At 56.7% G+C, this 17,337-nt stretch carries 13 protein-coding genes and 1 pseudogene; 4 read left to right on the forward strand and 10 right to left on the reverse strand.

Going from position 1 to position 17,337, the window contains the following annotated elements; all coding sequences use genetic code 11:
• Positions 1-18: 18 nt before the first annotated feature.
• Together KGFNPO_RS03010 and KGFNPO_RS03015 are read right to left on the reverse strand one after the other, a co-directional pair.
• Positions 19-2,697, reverse strand: coding sequence for a bifunctional acetate--CoA ligase family protein/GNAT family N-acetyltransferase (locus KGFNPO_RS03010; protein ID WP_472633027.1), 2,679 nt, complete (start codon positions 2,695-2,697; stop codon positions 19-21).
• Between the two features lie 24 nt (positions 2,698-2,721).
• A complete protein-coding gene (locus tag KGFNPO_RS03015) occupies positions 2,722-3,648 on the reverse strand; it encodes a histone deacetylase family protein (RefSeq protein ID WP_472633028.1) in 927 nt (308 codons plus the stop codon).
• Between the two features lie 374 nt (positions 3,649-4,022).
• On the opposite strand from KGFNPO_RS03015, the gene KGFNPO_RS03020 reads away from it, so the two are divergent.
• The 3 genes from KGFNPO_RS03020 (at position 4,023) to KGFNPO_RS03030 (ending at position 6,746) form a co-directional block, all read left to right on the forward strand.
• Positions 4,023-5,090: a 3-deoxy-7-phosphoheptulonate synthase gene (locus KGFNPO_RS03020; protein WP_472633029.1), complete on the forward strand. Its 1,068-nt coding sequence runs from the start codon at positions 4,023-4,025 to the stop codon at positions 5,088-5,090.
• 2 nt (positions 5,091-5,092) lie between these two features.
• A complete protein-coding gene (locus KGFNPO_RS03025) occupies positions 5,093-5,662 on the forward strand; it encodes a DNA-3-methyladenine glycosylase I (RefSeq protein WP_472633030.1) in 570 nt (189 codons plus the stop codon).
• A gap of 172 nt (positions 5,663-5,834) precedes the next feature.
• On the forward strand, positions 5,835-6,746 hold the full coding sequence (locus KGFNPO_RS03030) for a Tim44 domain-containing protein (RefSeq protein ID WP_472633031.1): 912 nt from the start codon (positions 5,835-5,837) through the stop codon (positions 6,744-6,746).
• Positions 6,747-6,898: 152 nt separating this feature from the next.
• Here KGFNPO_RS03030 and gshA read toward each other — a convergent pair whose 3' ends face one another.
• The gene (gene gshA, locus KGFNPO_RS03035; protein WP_472633032.1) at positions 6,899-8,461 is read right to left on the reverse strand and encodes a glutamate--cysteine ligase; all 1,563 of its coding nucleotides are present in this window, start codon (positions 8,459-8,461) and stop codon (positions 6,899-6,901) included.
• A gap of 41 nt (positions 8,462-8,502) precedes the next feature.
• Between gshA and KGFNPO_RS03040 the strand changes: the two are divergent.
• Positions 8,503-8,709, forward strand: a pseudogene (locus tag KGFNPO_RS03040) (site-specific integrase); the annotation flags it as partial.
• Between the two features lie 777 nt (positions 8,710-9,486).
• Here KGFNPO_RS03040 and KGFNPO_RS03045 read toward each other — a convergent pair.
• The 7 genes from KGFNPO_RS03045 to KGFNPO_RS03075 form a co-directional block, all read right to left on the reverse strand.
• Positions 9,487-9,891 carry a hypothetical protein gene (locus KGFNPO_RS03045; protein WP_472633033.1) on the reverse strand — a complete coding sequence of 135 codons (405 nt, stop codon included), beginning with the start codon at positions 9,889-9,891 and terminating at the stop codon, positions 9,487-9,489.
• A 952-nt stretch (positions 9,892-10,843) separates the two neighbouring features.
• Positions 10,844-11,614 carry a ParA family protein gene (locus KGFNPO_RS03050; RefSeq protein WP_472614710.1) on the reverse strand — a complete coding sequence of 257 codons (771 nt, stop codon included), beginning with the start codon at positions 11,612-11,614 and terminating at the stop codon, positions 10,844-10,846.
• Positions 11,615-11,751: 137 nt separating this feature from the next.
• Complete coding sequence (gene dbpA / locus KGFNPO_RS03055) at positions 11,752-13,140, reverse strand: ATP-dependent RNA helicase DbpA (RefSeq protein WP_472634374.1); 1,389 nt, start codon at positions 13,138-13,140, stop codon at positions 11,752-11,754.
• A 107-nt stretch (positions 13,141-13,247) separates the two neighbouring features.
• Entirely contained in the window at positions 13,248-13,955 is a 708-nt protein-coding gene (locus KGFNPO_RS03060; protein WP_472633034.1) for a class I SAM-dependent methyltransferase, read from the reverse strand.
• 91 nt (positions 13,956-14,046) lie between these two features.
• A complete protein-coding gene (locus tag KGFNPO_RS03065; RefSeq protein ID WP_472633035.1) occupies positions 14,047-15,051 on the reverse strand; it encodes a TRAP transporter substrate-binding protein in 1,005 nt (334 codons plus the stop codon).
• Positions 15,052-15,149: 98 nt separating this feature from the next.
• Positions 15,150-15,971, reverse strand: coding sequence for an HpcH/HpaI aldolase/citrate lyase family protein (locus KGFNPO_RS03070; RefSeq protein ID WP_472633036.1), 822 nt, complete (start codon positions 15,969-15,971; stop codon positions 15,150-15,152).
• A complete protein-coding gene (locus KGFNPO_RS03075; RefSeq protein WP_472633037.1) occupies positions 15,971-17,335 on the reverse strand; it encodes an MmgE/PrpD family protein in 1,365 nt (454 codons plus the stop codon). The genes KGFNPO_RS03070 and KGFNPO_RS03075 overlap by 1 nt, the downstream gene beginning before the upstream one ends.
• Between the last annotated feature and the right edge of the window lie 2 nt (positions 17,336-17,337).

A 17,337-nucleotide genomic window follows, 5' to 3' on the forward strand; every position in this document is an offset into this window, starting at 1 on the left:
CTTTTGCCCTGCAGAGGTTTACAACAGTTTGGTGCACAAGCGCAGATCCGGGTCCTCCGGGTAAGGTTTGACAGTGAAACCGAGACTGTGCATCAGCTTCAGCATCGCCGCATTTTTGCTTAGCACCAAACCTTCGATTTGCGACAAGCCCTTGTTGCGAGCGAAATCCATGATCGACAACATCATGCGCGAACCCAAACCCTGGCCGCCGAATGCATCGGCAATCGCCAATGAAAATTCACAACTACGCAAATCCGGATTGGTGATGTAGCGTGAAACGCCGATCATCTGCTCGGTTTCCTTGATGCCGCCCGCCGGGTCGGCGGTGCGCACATGATGTACCGCTATCAGTGCCATTTCGCGGTCGTAATCAATCAGCGTGTAGCGTGCCAGCATCCGCGAGGGCAGTTCGCGCATCGAAGAAATGAAGCGCATGTAGCGGCTGTTGGGCGACAATTCGCGCACGAAAGTCTGAATCATCTCGGCATCGTCGGGGCGGATCGGGCGCACGGTATATCTGCCGCCGCTGCGCATCGGCCACTCTTGCTCGTAATCGGACGGGTATGGCAGAATCGCCAGGTGACCATATTTGTGCGCCCTGGGCGAATCCTGATCGATGACGATGCGGGCATCTACCACCAGCGCACCGTCGGCATCGACAATCACCGGATTGATATCCATTTCGCGCAATTGCGGCAGCGCGCAGACCATTTCCGATACCCGCAGCAGGATCTGCTCCAGCGACTCCCGGTTGGCGGGCGGCAAGCCGCGCCAAGCGCCCAGCATCTCAGCCGAACGCACCCGGTCGATCAGATGTTGGGCCAGAAACTGGTTCAGCGGCGGCAGTTCCACCGCGCGGTCGGCGATCAATTCGATCATGGTGCCGCCGGCGCCAAAAGAGATCACCGGGCCGAACGGTACATCGGTGGTCACGCCGATATACAGTTCACGGCCTTCCGGTTTGCCCGACATGTTCTGAATCGTCACACCGTTGATGTGGGCATCCGGCCGCAAGCGGGCGACGGTTGCCATCATGTCCTGCCAGATATCGCGCACGGATGCGGCATTGGATACATTCAGCGCCACACCGTGCACGTCAGACTTGTGCGAAATGTCGGGCGAGTCGATTTTCAGCGCAACCGGGTAGCCCAGTTGGTTGGCAATCAGGATCGCTTCTGTGGCCGAACGGGCCAGAATGGTCTTGGTCAGCGGAATATGGAAGGCCGCCAGCAATGCCTTCGATTCCATTTCGGTGAGGACGTTGCGGCGCTCGGCCAGCACGCTTTCAATCAGGATGCGGGCGCCTTCGACATCGGGTTGCGCCAGATGCGTTAGCGGCGGCGGCGTTTGCAGCAGCAATTGCTGGTTGCGGTAGAACGAGGCGATGTTGTTGAAGGCATCTACCGCTGCTTCCGGGGTGCGGAAGGTCGGAATGCCGGCGTCGCTCAGGATGCCGCGCGCTTCGGCCACTTGCGCATCGCCCATCCAGCAGGTGATCAGCGGCTTGCAGATGCCTGGTTGTAATTCGGCCAGGGTTTGCGCGATAGCATTCACATCGAGTTCCGGCTTGGGCGACAGAATCACCAGCATGCCGTCGATAGTCCCATCGGCCGCGCAGGCGTTAAGCGCCGCCCGATAGTGGCTGGCGTCGGCTTCTTCCGTCAGGTCGACCAAGCCTTGCAGGGTGGCTAGCGCCGGCAACTGTGATTGCAATGCACTGCCGGCGTCGGCCGAGAGTGCACTCAGCGTCAGGCCCAGATCGCTGGCCCAGTCGGCCGCCAGCACGCCCGGGCCGCCGCCATTGGTGATGACGGCCAGCCGCCGGCCAACCGGTTGGTAGCGCGAGGCCAGACATTTGGCAGCGGAAAACAGCTGGGCGAAGGTGCGTACCCGTACTGCGCCGGCGCGCCGCAAGGCGGCATCGAACACTTCGTCGCTGCCAACGATGGCGCCGGAATGGGTCAAGGCCGCCCGGGAGCCGGCCGGCTGGCGGCCCGACTTCATCACGATCACCGGTTTGGCCGTGGCAGCGGCCCGTAGCGCGCTCATGAAGCGCCGCGCATCGCGGATGCCTTCCATGTACACCACGATGCTCAGGGTTTCGCGGTCGGTCGCCAGGTAATTCAGCACTTGGGCGATATCGACCGCGGTGTTGGCGCCGAGCGAAACCACGGAGGCGAAGCCGATGCCGTTCTTATCTGCCCAGTCCAGCACCGATGCGGTTAGCGCACCCGATTGCGACACCAACGACAGCGACCCAGACTTGGCCATCGCCCCCAGTACGCTGGCGTTGATGCCGGATTTAGGGCGCTGGAAACCCAGACAGTTCGGGCCCAGCAAGTGTATGGCGTGCAAGCGCGCGATTGCGTGCAACTCGGCCGCCAGGATTGCATCAACCCCGCTGGAGACGATCAGCGCCGCCTTGCACTGGATTCGGCCGGCCACTTCCAGCGCCGCTGCCAACTGTGCGCTGGGCAGCGCGATGATTGCCAGATCCGCCCGTGCCTGGGCCAGATCGGCCAGCGTGCCGCGCATGTTGATGTCGAGAAAAGTCAGCGGACCCGCATAGCCGCCCTTCTTTAATTGCCGTATCAGCAGTCTGGCATGCGTAGTCTGGGTATCGGGAGCCTCAGTATCGCCTGCGAATACCACAATCGATTGGGGGGAAAACAGCGGTGTCAGGTGATACATATCCATATTTTTTGCGTTCTTTAGAGAAAATTAATCGGCGCCAATCAGCACCCGGACGTGGGCGGCGACGCTGCGCGCCAGCGGCGACAGCACGTAGCCGCCTTCCAGGCAGGAAACGATGCGGCCCTGGGCGTGGCGCTTGGCAACGCCGACCAGTTGCTGCGTGACCCAGGCGTAATCGGCCTCCACCAGACCGATGTTGCCCATGTCATCTTCGCGGTGGCCGTCGAATCCGGCCGAAATAAATAACATCTGCGGCTGGAATGCATCCAGCGCCGGAATCCAGTGGGTTTCGACCGCGTCGCGAAAGGCTTGTCCGCCGGAGCGGGCCGCCAGGCCGACGTTGATCATGTTCGGCCCGCGCGGCACTGCGCCTGAAAACGGGTAGAGACCAATCTCGTAGGTGGAGCACATCAGTGTGCGCGGATCGTCATGCAGGATGTCTTCGCTGCCGTTGCCGTGGTGTACGTCAAAATCCACCAGCGCCACCCGCTGCAAGCCGTGCACATTGAGCGCGTGACGCATGCCCACCACCACGTTGTTGAAGAAGCAGAAACCGTTGGCCGCAGCGCGTTCGGCATGATGTCCGGGCGGGCGTATGTTGCAGAATGCTACCGGCGCCTCGCCCTTGACGACCAGGTCGGTGGCCAGCACTGCGGCCCCGGCGGCGCGCAATGCGGCCTGATACGTGTACGGATTCATGCAGGTATCGGGATCGACCCGGTAAAACCCGCTCTCTGGCACATGCGCCGCCAGTTCGTGAATATAGAGTGTCGAATGGGCTTGCGCCAGCTGATGCTCGGTCGCCAGCGGCGCTTGGTACGGCATCATGTAGTCGAGCAAGCCCTTGATCAATAAATGATCGCTGATTGCGCCTATGCGTTCAGGGCATTCGGGATTTTGATCGCCCATGTCATGCTTGATGCAATCTGGGTGGGAAATATAAGCCGGCAGCAAGCGTGTCTCCTGTCTGGTGATCGAATATGTTGTTTTTTCTATTCTAGAGATTGTATCTGAGGCCCGGCTTAACATGGCGTAAGTCGCGGGTACCCTTCAGCGCTGCTGCGTCGCGTAATATAGCGCTGCCGGATGCTGTCACCCGGCCGCCGACAGATTTTTCATTGAAAATATACCCTAATATGTATTTTTAAAATCGCATTAAATTAATGCGGAAATACATGGTTTTTATCTTATACTCCCTATAAAATTGATTGCGCGATGCACTCATGGCGCAAGATTCCAGAGCGGCTACACTAGCGTCTTGTCCGCCAGCCAACCCGGTTGCGCTCGCGCCATAATCCACTCCTGCCCACTCCTGATTAGAAAACAGCATGACTACCACTTCCTCGCTTGATCTTGAAAACATTAACATTTCATCCTTTGATGCGATGCCTACGCCGGAAGAGTTGCATGCGCGCCTGCCGCTGACCGAAAAGGCGGCCGCCAGCGTGATGCGCGGCAGGGAAGCGCTGCGCAACATTCTCGATCGCAGCGATCCGCGATTGTTCGTGGTGGTCGGCCCCTGTTCGATTCACGATCCGGTGGCCGGACTGGATTACGCGCGCCGCTTGAAAGTCTTGCAAGACGAGGTGGCCGACACGCTGTTGCTGGTGATGCGGGTGTATTTCGAAAAACCGCGCACCACCACCGGCTGGAAAGGTTATATCAATGACCCCGATATGGATGATTCCTTCCACGTCGATCAGGGCATGGAGAAAGCGCGTCAGTTCCTGCTCGACGTGTGCGAACTCGGCCTGCCGACCGGCACCGAAGCGCTGGACCCAATTTCGCCGCAATATCTGGGCGACCTGATCGCCTGGACCGCCATCGGCGCACGCACCACGGAATCGCAAACCCATCGCGAAATGTCATCCGGCCTGTCGACGCCGGTCGGCTTCAAGAACGGCACCGATGGCGATATCAGTATCGCCATCAACGCCATTCTGTCGGCGTCGCGGTCGCATTCTTTTCTCGGGATCAACGGCCAGGGCCGGGTTGCCATCGTGCGCACCCACGGCAATCGCTATGGCCACGTAGTGCTGCGCGGCGGCGATGGCCGGCCCAATTACGATACCGTCTCGGTGGCGATGGCCGAGCAGGCGCTGAACAAGGCGGGCTTGCCGGCCAATATCGTGGTCGATTGTTCGCACGCCAACAGCTACAAGAAACCGGCGCTGCAACCGCTGGTGATGACCGATGTCATGCATCAGGTGCGCAACGGCAGCAAGTCGCTGGTCGGCGTGATGATCGAATCGAATATCGTGGCCGGCAACCAGCCGATTCCCGACGATCTGTCGCAGATCACATACGGCTGCTCGGTGACCGACGCCTGCATCGACTGGGAAACCACCGAAAAAATGATTCGCGACGCCGCCGCGTTGCTGCGCCAGCGAAAATGAGCATGCCCGCCGCCGTCCAGCGCTGCGCCTGGGCCAACCTGGCCAATCCGCGCTACCTCGCCTATCACGACCACGAATGGGGCGTGCCTTGCCACGATGAAGTGCGCTTGTTCGAGATGATCAACCTGGAAGGCGCGCAAGCCGGGCTGAGTTGGGAAACCATTCTCAACAAGCGCGACAACTACCGCGCCGCATTCGATGGCTGGGACGCCGACAAGATCGCCCGCTACGACGCGGTCAAGGTCGCCGCGCTGCTGGCGGACGCCGGCATCGTGCGCAACCGCCTCAAAATCGCCGCCACCATTTCCAATGCGCAAGCATATTTGCGGCTGCGCGAAGAGGTCGGCGGCCTCGATCCTTACCTGTGGGCTTTTGTCGATGGCAAGCCGATCAAGAATGCCTGGGCCGACCAACGGCAAACTCCAGCCAAAACGCCATTGTCGGATCGACTTTCCAAGGATCTGGCTAAACGCGGTTTTAAATTCGTCGGTTCGACCATCATCTACGCCTACATGCAGGCCATCGGCATGGTCAATGATCATAGTGTCGATTGCCATTACCACCAATCTTGATAACGGATAACGCGCTGGATTGGATCAAACTTCCGTTTTCATGAAGCTATGTTCAAGTTAACTTCTGTTTTTAGGGAGGATTAAACCCACTATAATTGCCCCCGGTATGCGACTTTGATAACACCCGGTAGCGCCGTTCGGCGTACCGGATATAACTTTAGGAGTTGTTCACATGAAAAAAATCTTGCTTGCCCTTGTCATGGTAGCCAGTACTCTGGCGCTGGCGATTCCACAGGCGGAAGCCCGGCGCATGGGCGGCGGCAGTAGTTCGTTCGGCAAACAATCCAGCAACGTTTCGCGTCAGGCGCCGGCCCGCCAAAGCCAGGCGAGCAACGCGGCCGCGGCTCCCGGCGCTGCTGCTGCAGCCAAACCGGCCAGCCCATGGAAAGGTATCCTGGGCGGAGCTTTGCTGGGTCTCGGTTTGGGTGCGTTGTTGTCGCACTTCGGCATGGGCGGCGCACTGGCCAGCATGATCAGCACCCTGTTGATGGTGGCGCTGTTTGCGATGGCGGCGATGTTCATTTACCGAATGTGGATGCGGTACAAGAACGGTAATGCGGGCACGCAGCAAGCATATGCCGGCGCTTACAATGCCGGCAACAATACGCCCATTATTGGCTCGCGCATTGATGCGCAGTCGCAACCTGCTGCGCTGCAATCGGCACCGTTCGCATCGGGTTCCAATGCTGCCGAGCAAGCGACCTGGAGCATTCCGTCCGACTTCGATGTGCCAGGATTTTTGCGCACCACCAAAACTTACTACATCCGCCTGCAAGCGGCCTGGGATCGCGCTGATATCAACGACATCCGCGAATTCACTACGCCGGAAATGTTTGGCGAACTGCGCTTGCAATTGCAGGAACGTGGCGCAGCGGCCAATGTCACCGACGTCGTTACGCTGGATGCCGAATTGCTGGGGATCGAAACCACCGGCAATGAATATCTGGCCAGCGTCAAGTTCAGCGGCATGATCAAGGAGTCCGAGCACGCCCCGGTGGAAGCTTTTGCCGAGGTCTGGAATCTGTCGAAACCTCTGGACGGTCAGGGCGGCTGGATTCTGGCAGGGATTCAGCAATTGTCCTGAACCGGTGCGCGGCATCAGCCGCGCATGTTTCCATAAAAAACCTCTGGTGTACCGGCACGAGACTAATTGCGGTCACTGGGTGGCGACTGCCGATTGAAATTTGGATACTGAATTCTATCCACGCGCCAGAGTATTTTCCAAGAGCGCGAGTCTCATGCGTAGTAACTCGCCACATAGTCCTCAAACCGCCCCTGCGGTAGCGATTCCAATCGCTGCTGCTCGGCCAAGGAGGCTTGAACGCTTTCCTCGAACTTTGCCAAGGTAGCCGCGCCCAGCGGCTGGGCCAGCAAACTCTCGTGGTGTTGCAGGGACTGCTTCATGGCGTATTTGAAGAAGCCTTTATCTTCCCTCGCAGCAGCCAGCACCTGGGCCGACGGTGTGGTCTCCGGGTGATCAATTCGCGTGCGTAGGCTGGCCAGCGTCGTGGCGTAATTATTGCCACCGTAGGCCACATCCAGCATCTGGGCAAAAGGCTGCATGTCGTCAAACAGGGCATGTGCAAGGGGGCGGAACGGTTGTTCGCGGTTGTGCACTAGCAGATTCAGGTCAGGCTGTCGGCCGTGGTTGACGATACGGGCCTTGTTTTCATCGTTCTCACCCTGCTCACGGGCCGTAATGGGCGGACTCTGACGAAAAAGGCACATCAGCAACAGGATGTCGGCAAAGGTGCTTTGCTCGGGAAGAATACCGATGTCCACGAACGGGTTCAGGTCAAACAGGCGTACCTCCAGGTATTCGACACCGTATTTCGCTAAGGCCAGCGCCGGACGCTCGCCCGCCTTGCCAATGCGCTTGGGCCGAATGCCGGCATAAAATTCATTTTCAATTTGCAGCAGGTTCGCGTTGAGTTGCTTCCAGTGGTCGCCTTCGCGCACGCCCAACTCTTCGTAGAACGGGTCAGGGGTGCGAATCGCCGTTTCCAGTGCCTGGGTGTACCCGGCCAATGAATTGAAACTGACGTGCAATTGATCCTGCGCCCGGTTCTGATAGCCCAGATCGCTCATGCGCAGGCTGGTCGCGTAGGGGCGGAACAGGGTGCCTGGCACTAGTTCCTGGAGGTCTGAACTGCGGCCTTGCAAGAATGATTGACAGATCGTGGGCGAGGCGCCAAACAGGTAGGGAATCAACCAGCCAAAGCGCAGAAAATTGCGAATCAATCCGAAATAGCGCTCACTGACAAAGTCCTGCATGCTGCCTGTTACGGAGCAGCAGCCTTTCAAAATCACCCAGAATTCGTCAGGCAGCGACCAGTTGTAGTGGGCTCCGGCAATTGTTTGCATGTGGCGCCCATAGCGAAGGCCCAGACCTTCGCGATAGACAGCCTTCATCATCGCGGAGTTGGAAGTACCGTAGTTGGCAATGGCGATGTCTTTGTCGTCACCCAAGACGCAAGGCATGGAGCCAGCCCAGATGATTTCTTCCCGCATTTGCCGGGCCGCGAAGCGGTGAATGTCGCGCAGGAAGTCCAGCGGGAACGCCGGGTCTTGTGACGGCGGGGTGATGAACTCCAGCAGCGCTTCGGCGTAATCGGTGGTAATCCAGGGGTGGGTGAGTTTGGAGCCCAGCGTCAAGGGGTGAGGGGTCTGGGCTAGATGGCCGCTGGCGTCCACGCGCAAGCATTCGCGCTCGTAGCCTCGCGTGATACCGCGCAAAACCTGCGTTTGGCCTGACAAGAAAAACTGACGAAACGCATCGCAACATGTGAACTTCAACATAAGCCGTGTCTTTTTCCGTGAATTGAAACGCAGTATGGCAGTATCAATGGGTTTCAGCCATCGGCTACGATTCGACAATCTATGGTAGGCACACCATGCGGCGAACCAAAGCGACATTGATCTACAGGCAGACAAAGAATCTACGTGCCGTCCAGCTTTTGCTTGGTCGCACGAAACTGGAAAGCACAGTGCGTTACCTGGGCATTAAAGTAGACGACGCTCTGGAAATTTCAGAACAGATCGAGATCTGGCAAACGCTGTCTATGCCGGTCATACGGCCGTCGTTTCGCGCGAAGCCGTATGGCCGCTTTCTGCCATGATGCTGAATGCGTGCTATCGGCCACGAGCTGCCGTTGGGGATTGTGGCGCGAACGGCGGTTCAAGACTGGAAGGAGTCATTCGGAATTTGCGCACAATAGACAGCCACCGATCCTATGCGGTCACAGGCACCTACAGTAAGCGGACTGTCAGCGCCTCAATAAACGGCGGTTGGAACGAAGCGAAGCGCAGTGTAAGCCGTCCGGCGCCGAAGGCGCGCAGGTTATTGATTTGTTATGCTTGACTCAGAAGCGTTCGCCAATCTACAAAATCTACCGTGCTGTCAAAAAGTTCTCTGTCAAGAACTCGCTTCGTCAGTCGAACCTCGCAATGTTCTACTGCGCTCTTGATTACCCCTGTCAACTCTGAATTTGAAGCTTCAATTGAGAAATGCGCGTTGCAGTAGCTGTCCGATGTTTTGATGAATCGCTTTTTACGAGTACGAACCTTTTTCTTCGCGTCAGTCTCCCAATATTCGCACCGTATTTGGTTGGCTCCATACCGATAAAATTTTAAGAATCCAACAATTTCGTTGTACCGCCAATCACCGCCGTAATCCGCTCTCAGATAGTTTTCGTCTAACTTGCATTGCTTATCAACATTAATCTTGGTGATATGCGCCGACAATTGGTCATAATAATCTGACTCTCCAAGCCTATAAACGGAAATCTCAAATAGGCTGTTACAAGTTAACACTATTATTCCCCTTAATCGTTATCGTATTTTCCAACTTCGACTTGGCGCATTAACTTATCTAGCACAATAAGACGAAAATCTACCACGAGCTCTTGCTGGTCGATCATTGCAAGACATGCTGCATCCATTAGTGTCTTAGCCCCATTAGGCCCATCTATTAAAGGATGCTCAAATAGGTGAGCACCCTTGTATTCAGACTCTGGGATACCACTTTCCTTCGCAAACCTTCGTGCTTTTTCATTCCCCATAGATGCTCCATCTAATTCGGCGAGGATAAAATTGAACATATAGCCTGTTTTACTCAATTGGCGCATTAATCCGCCAACCACCCCAGTAGTGACCTGATCCAGTCCTTTACTTTCAATTTCCATTGCCAAATGCGACTTTGGCTTATTCTTTTTGAATAATCCGAACATATATTTCTCTATCTCTCTGAGATCTTGGTGGTGATGGGGCTGCATAACTTTGTTATCGTGCGCAGTTTTGCTGTGTATCGGTCTCGGCTGCGCCATAACGCCGAGGCATGAATTCGCTTAACGACAGCTGTAGTATAAGTTTACGGCTTATGCATGACACGGTCACAGTACTAAATATTCGCGAAAACAGCAATTGATGAATTGTCGAAAAAGTGTAAATCAGAAGTTGCACCTGTAGCTGGTGTGACCGCTTTCAGGCAAACGCGTCAACGCCACCATGGCCGATAGTGTCTAGTCGCTGACCCAATATCAACGACCGCAACCGCTGCACTGCTGTCATTGCCATGAAAAACCTGAACGGCTCTTTTGGGTCGGGTTCGGCCTCCCAATGTTTAGAAACCGGCCATTCAAAAATAACGCCAAAGCATTTTAGTTTTAATTCGGCGAGCGGCAGCTATGGGAAGTAGAGCCGCCGCTCGGAATTACATCTGAGAAAGGCCAATACCGTCGGCGTCAATAACCGCGTAATACAAAACCAATGACCGCAACCGCTGCACTGCTGACGGTCATGGCGCACACTGAACAGCGACAACCTCACCGCCACGAACATAGGCGACACTGCAAGCCTGGAAGAAATGCATTGCGGCAGGCCCCAAGAAATTGTCTTCGAAACAAAAATGGCTGCGGATTGCTCCACAGCCATTAGCACTATTACTAACCGTTAGACTTTTTATTCGCCTATGAATTACGCATTTACACTCAGATTAGTAGCGTTTTTATGCCACATAACCATGGCACCAGAGGTTTTTTTATAGACTGAAACCAGCCTGTTCATCAATTAAAAAACAGGGAGTATGCTTAAAAGCGATAGCATCTCCGCATATATTTATTGCGTAACATAAAAATACACATGTCTGTATATATAACGGCCGTATTCCGGCAACTAAATCAACTAAGCCGATTGCAACTCCTGATAAAGCGCCAGAAATTCCAGGCTCAATTTATGGCGTGCATCGAGATGGATCATCGGCAGGCATTGTTCGTGCGATTCACGAATCCGAATCGAACTGGATAATTTGCTGTCGAGCACCGGCAAACCCTCGGCCTTCAATTCGTTGACCATCCGTTGCGGCAGGCTGGCGCGGGGCTGGAACTGATTGACGACGATGCCCTCAATCGTCAATTCCGGGTTGTGGTCAGCTTTGATTTCTTGCACATTGTTCATCAGCGTATACAACGCCTGGCGCGAGAAATCGTCGCAATCGAACGGAATCAGACAACAATCGGAAGCGATCAGCGCCGACTGCGTGAAAAAATTGTAGGCGGGCGGCGTATCGATGATGATTTCGTCGTATTCCTGCTCCAACTCCTGCAATGCATCGCGCAGTTTGTAAATCTTGTGGCGCGATTCCAGCTTCGACTGCATCTCACCGATTTCCGGGTGCGATGGAATCAGCGCCAGATTCTCGAAGCGGGTTTGGTGTACGTAGTTGCTGGCTGGCTTGGGGAAAATAATGAAATTCAGGGATTGTTCAAAATATCCGGCCAGCGTGGGGCTGACTTCCCGGGCGGCGTCACCCAGCAGATAGCGGCTGGAATTGCACTGCGGATCGATGTCGATCAGCAGCGTTCTTTTGCCCTGATGCGCGGCAATCGCAGCCAGATTAACTGCGATGGTCGATTTGCCGACCCCGCCTTTTTGATTGAAGATGACACGTTTCATGCTGCGCCCCGTTCATGTTATTGATTGTGATTGATCTGGCAAGGATTTTAGCAGGCGCTGCTGCGTTGCTGCCCTGCCTTGCCGTGCGCCAGCACCGATTATTCCGCAAGTCGCAAGCGGGCAGCTTGCGCCCGCTCTTAAACCGCCGAAATAAACCGCACCTTGAACTGCCGGCCCTTGATGTTGCAGGTGGATAGCTTGGCCGCCGCCTTGCCGGCAATCTGTCGCTCCAGCGCCACATAGGTCATGAATTCAAACACATTGATCTTGCCGACCTGGTCCTTGCTCAGGCCGACGTCGCCGGTCAGTGCGCCCAGCAGATCGCCGGGTCGCAGCTTGTCTTTCTTGCCGCCCATGATGCACAGCGTCACCATCGGCGCTTGCAAGACATCACCTGCTGCCGGCTCCAATTCAGCCAGGTTAAACCAGCTGACCGGTCCATTCTGGTATTGCTCGATCAGCTTGACCCACTTCTTTTCGTTCGGCGCGCACAAGCTCAACGCCAAGCCGGATTCATGACCGCGGCCGGTGCGGCCGATGCGGTGGATATGGACTTCGGTATCTTTCGAAACATCGACATTGATCACCGCGCCCAATGTCTGGATATCCAGGCCGCGCGCGGCGACGTCGGTAGCCACCAGCACCGAACAACTGCGGTTGGCAAACTGCAGCAAAATTTCATCGCGTTCGCGTTGTTCCAGTTCGCCGTACAAAGCCAATGCGGAGAAACCCTGTGCGCGCAATTCGGCCGCCAGTTCGCGGCAGTGGATTTTGGTATTGCAAAAAGCCAGCGTCGACACCGGCCGGTAATGGTGCAGCAGACGCGCCACGGCGGCATTGCGGTCGTCGTAGGCGACTTCAAAAAAACGTTGCTCGATCTGGCTGTCGGCATGTTGCGCCTCGACCTTGACTTCGGCCGGCTGGCGCAGGAATTCGGCGCTGGCTTTGCGGATATCGTCCGGATAGGTGGCGGAAAACAGCAGCGTCTGACGGCGTGTCGGGCAGGCGCTGACGATGCCGGAAATTTCTTCGTAAAAGCCCATGTCGGTCATGCGGTCGGCTTCGTCCAGCACCAGCGTTTGCACGGTGTTCAGATTGATGCTGCCACGTGAAATATGGTCGCGGATGCGTCCCGGCGTGCCGACCACGATATGTGCGCCATGCTCCAGCGAGGCCATTTGCGGGCGCATCGGCGCGCCGCCGCACAGCGTCAACACCTTGATGTTGTCGGCAAAGCGCGCCAGGCGGCGCAGTTCATTGGCGACCTGGTCGGCCAGTTCGCGCGTCGGGCACAGCACCAGCGCCTGGATCGCGAAATAGCTCGGATTCAATTTCGCCAGGATGCCGATGCCAAACGCTGCGGTTTTGCCGCTGCCGGTCTTGGCCTGCGCAATCAGGTCGCGCTGTTCCAGAATCAGCGGCAGGCTATGGGCCTGAATCGTCGTCATCGTGTGATAACCGAGGCTGTCGAGGTTGGAGAGCATTGCCGGCGACAGGGCCAAACTGGAAAAAGAGGTGGGTTCCATCATGAGTGTGCTCGCCGGCGTAGAGGGGATAAGGGGGAGGGCAGTCTAACAGATGGGGCGTTTTAAGCGCAGAGCGGATGCAGCGACCGTGCGGCAGTGGTATGGCGTCAAGCGGATTTTTGCAGCAGGTCAACCCGGATCGGCGCGAGAAATCTTGCGCCGTCCGCAGTCATGTGGACGTTGAATTTGCTGCGGACTTCTGCCTGGAGCGCTGCCGTCAATTGGTGCTGCGTGTGGGTTACCTTGATTACCTTCTCTTCAAACTGCGCAAAGTCGCGATAGCGCACCTTTGATAAAAAGAATTTCTGTTTAATCAGATCGAACAGCCCAGCAGCAACCGCGCGTTCGACGGCGGCGAATGCCGCTTGCCGCACGATGCTTTCATCATGAAACAATCGGAGTATTTCGTTGTATTCGCCGGCAAATATCGGCTCTGAAATGTATGCCAACCCGCCCGGTTTCAGGACCCGGTGGATTTCCGCCAAGGCTAAATCGAGTTTTTCCAGTGGCACATGGTGCAGGGATTTGAACATCATCACGATGTCGAAGCTGGCGTTTGCGGCGGGAATGGCTTCTGCGCCGCCTAACGCAAACTGTACTTTGGGTAGATCGGCGTAAGTCAGATTGATCGCATGCTGGATTTCGTCGGTTTCAAGTGCCAGCAGGTAAGCGACCTTGTCCTCTTTGGCGATGGCGCGAGTTTTCTCCGCCTTGCCGCAGCCCAGTTCAAGAATACGCGCCTGCTCCGGCAGCAGGTTTGCATACAGCAGGTGCTCTTCGCATACCTGGTTGATGTCGGGAATCGTGATGTGCATGGCGGGTATCCTGATTGAAAATCCTGCATCCGGCACTTGTGCAATACCAAGTCGTCGGATGCGGCTGGCCGTGCTGGCCGTTACTTCGCCGTTACTTATATCCCAGTGCCGTAGATTCCTTGTTGACGGCACTGATCAGGTCTTTTCCTATGCGTCCTTCCATTTCTTTTTGCACGGGCAACAGCGCTTTGCGCCACTCCGATTTTTCTTTCGCATTCAGCGCATAAATGGTGGTTTTGCCGGATTTTTGGATATTGTCCAGCGCCTTGTCGTTTTCCTGCTGCGCGATGGCGTTGGTGTACTTGGTTGCTTCTTTCATCGCACCTTCGAGGGCGGTACGAATGTCAGCTGGCAGGCTGTCCCAGAACTTCTTGTTGACGATCACCGCATAACCGATATAGCCATGATCGGAGACTGTCAGATACTTTTGCACTTCATGTGTTTTTTGCGTGTAGATATTGGACGGCGTGTTTTCCGTGCCATCCACCACGCCGGTCTGCAAGGCTTGATAGACCTCGGAAAACGCCATCACTTGCGGGTTGGCGCCGAGTGCGCGCATCTGCGCGTCGAGTACCTTGGACGACTGGATGCGCATTTTCAACCCTTTGAGATCGCCCGGATTGTGCATCGGTTTATTCGACGTCATCTGCTTGAAACCGTTGTCCCAATAAGCCAGCCCAACGATATTTTTCGATTCAAGTTTCTTGAACAAATTCTTGCCGATCGGACCCTCCGTTACCCGATTCAGCACATCCTTGCCGGGGAAAATATAGGGCAGATCGAATAATTCGAATTCTTTGACGCCCAGCGGTGCGAACTTCGACAAGGATGGCGCCAGCATTTGCACTGCGCCGAGCTGCAGCGCTTCCAGTTCTTCCTTGTCCTTGTAGAGCGTGCTGTTCGGATAAAGCTCAACCTTGATGCGGCCGCTGGTGGCCTTCTCGGCCAGTTCCTTGAAGCGCTCGGCGCCCTGGCCTTTTGGCGTATCGTTGGCGACCACATGACTGAATTTGATGACGATCGGCTGTTGCGCCAGTGCGCCGGTGCAGAGCGTGAGTGCGAACAGGCCGGCCAGGATCGGATGGGTTTTATGCATGGTTGTCTCCTTAGTTTTTATGGGTGTCGTGCGACAGATTCTTAGTCTTGCAACATGACGTTTTACTGCAAATTCGGGTTGGTCAGGATTGACTTTTCCTATCCCATTCTGTGTGCTGTCTCGTCGATGATGCCCTGCGCCTTGCGCATCACCGGCAGGTCCACCATCTTGCCGTCGACCGCAACGGCAGCGCCCTGGGCGGCGGTTGCCGCTGCCAGGATGCGCCGCGCCCATGCAACTTCTTCCGTGCTGGGACAAAAGCAGCGATTGACCGGATCGATCTGGCTGGGATGGATGCAAAGCTTGCCGCCGAAGCCGAGGCGACGGGCGTACAAAGTATCGGCACGGAGCCGTTCTGAATCGTTGATTGCAGTGGTCACGCTATCCACCGGGGCTTGAATTCCGGCCAGGCGCGACAACAGCACCAGCTGCGAGCGGAAATACAGCAATGCATCGGTATCGCCGTCAATGCCGAGATCGAGCTGGAAATCGATCGCGCCAAACATCAACCGCTGCACGCAACGATGCCGGGCGATCTGGTCGGCATTCGCAAACCCCCGGGCAGTTTCTATCAGCGGCAAAATCACGATATCAGGCCGTACCGCCGCGATGGCGTCGAGCTGATCTAGCTGTTCGGCTTTCGGCAGCACGATGCCGCTGACGCCGGCAAGCGCGCCCAGCGCGAGGTCGTCCGGAAACCATGCACTGTCTGCACTGTTGATGCGCACCAGCACCGGTTGCGCGGGCGACAGCCATGCCAGAAGCGCGCTGCGTGCAGCAATCTTTTCGGATGGAGGAACCGCGTCTTCCAGATCGACAATCACGGCGTCAGCCCCGGCCGCGCAGGCTTTGGCAAAACGCTCCGGGCGGTTGGCCGGGACGAACAGGTAGGAACGGGCAATTGCGGCTGGCATGCTCATCACGCGAAGAACCGTTCGATTTTGTCGATATGCGCAAGATTCCAGATGCGCTGGAACGCGGCGTTCATCTCTGCCTCTGTTGCGGCACCGCTGAACTCTGCCAGTCGCAACGCCTTTTGTTCCAGTTCGGCGCGGGTCAGCGTGTTGCCTGGATCGCCCTTCGGTTCATCGATGCGGCTCTGCAATATCCGGCCATCGTCGGTTTCCAGCGTGATCTTGCCGATCCAGCGCGCTGGATAGGCTTGATCGACTTCGGGATCGAGCACCATGGCGACCTTGTTTCGGAAGCTTACGATGCGCGGATCGTTGAACATGGTTTCGAACTCATTTACACCGGCGCGCCGGAACTGCGCGATCAGCCCAAGCACTGTGCCCATCGAGAACTTCGCCTGATGGACAGTGTGCGGGTTCTGCACCGGCCCCAATACGTCGATCGCACCCTGATGGACATGCGCGGTGACGCGCGCGATCTGCTCTGGTAGCAAGTTGTGTTCGACCACGATTTTCAGTAGTGCATCAGCCGCCGGGTGGGTATGGCGGCAAGATGCGTGGAATTTGAATGAGGTTTCGGCCAGTGCCCAGCGTACGCCCAGCCGATCGGTGAGCCGGCCCGGATCGGCATCGGTCGACATGCCGGCAGCCATGCCTTGTGCGCCTTCGAGAATCCGTTTGGCGCCAGTGAAGCCCTGGCTTGCGAGGTAGGCGGCCGTCAAGCCATCCGCTGCAGCCTTGGCGGTATGCAGTTGTTTCGAATCGGCCGCATCGCGTAAAAATTCCCACAGGCCTGCGGCCTGAGTGCCGGCCGAGCCGAAAGCATCCAGCATCCGTTCCGGCGTCAGCTGCAACAGGCGGCCCACCGCCGCGGCGGCAGCGACGGTGCCTGCGGTGCCGGTGGTGTGAAAGATTTTGTAATGCGAGCGGCCGAGGAATTCACCCACACGTATCCCGACTTCATAGCCAGCCACTGCCGCAGTGAGCAAATCGCGCCCGGAACTGCCGATCGACTGCGCCACCGCCAGCACTGCCGGGAACACCACGGCGGCCGGATGAAACACCGAACCGTTGTGGACATCGTCCTGTTCCGCAAAATGCGACGATGCGGCGTTGACCATGGCGGCAAACAGCGGCGTGGTCTGGCGGCGCGAGATCAGGATTTCGGAGCTGCCGGTGGCTGACCCCATTTGCCGGGCAAACCAGTTGATGGTTTCTACCGGACGTGCGCCTTTGCCGGCCAAGGCGGAACCCATCCAGTCGAGGAAAAGGTCTTCCGCGCGCCGCACCACGGATTCCGGAATGTCGTTGAATTGAAGATTGGCCGCAAAAGTGGCTAGTGTCTGACTTGGGTGATCGCTCATTTCGCTCATTT

This window comes from Gelidimonas diazotrophica, assembly GCF_055694025.1.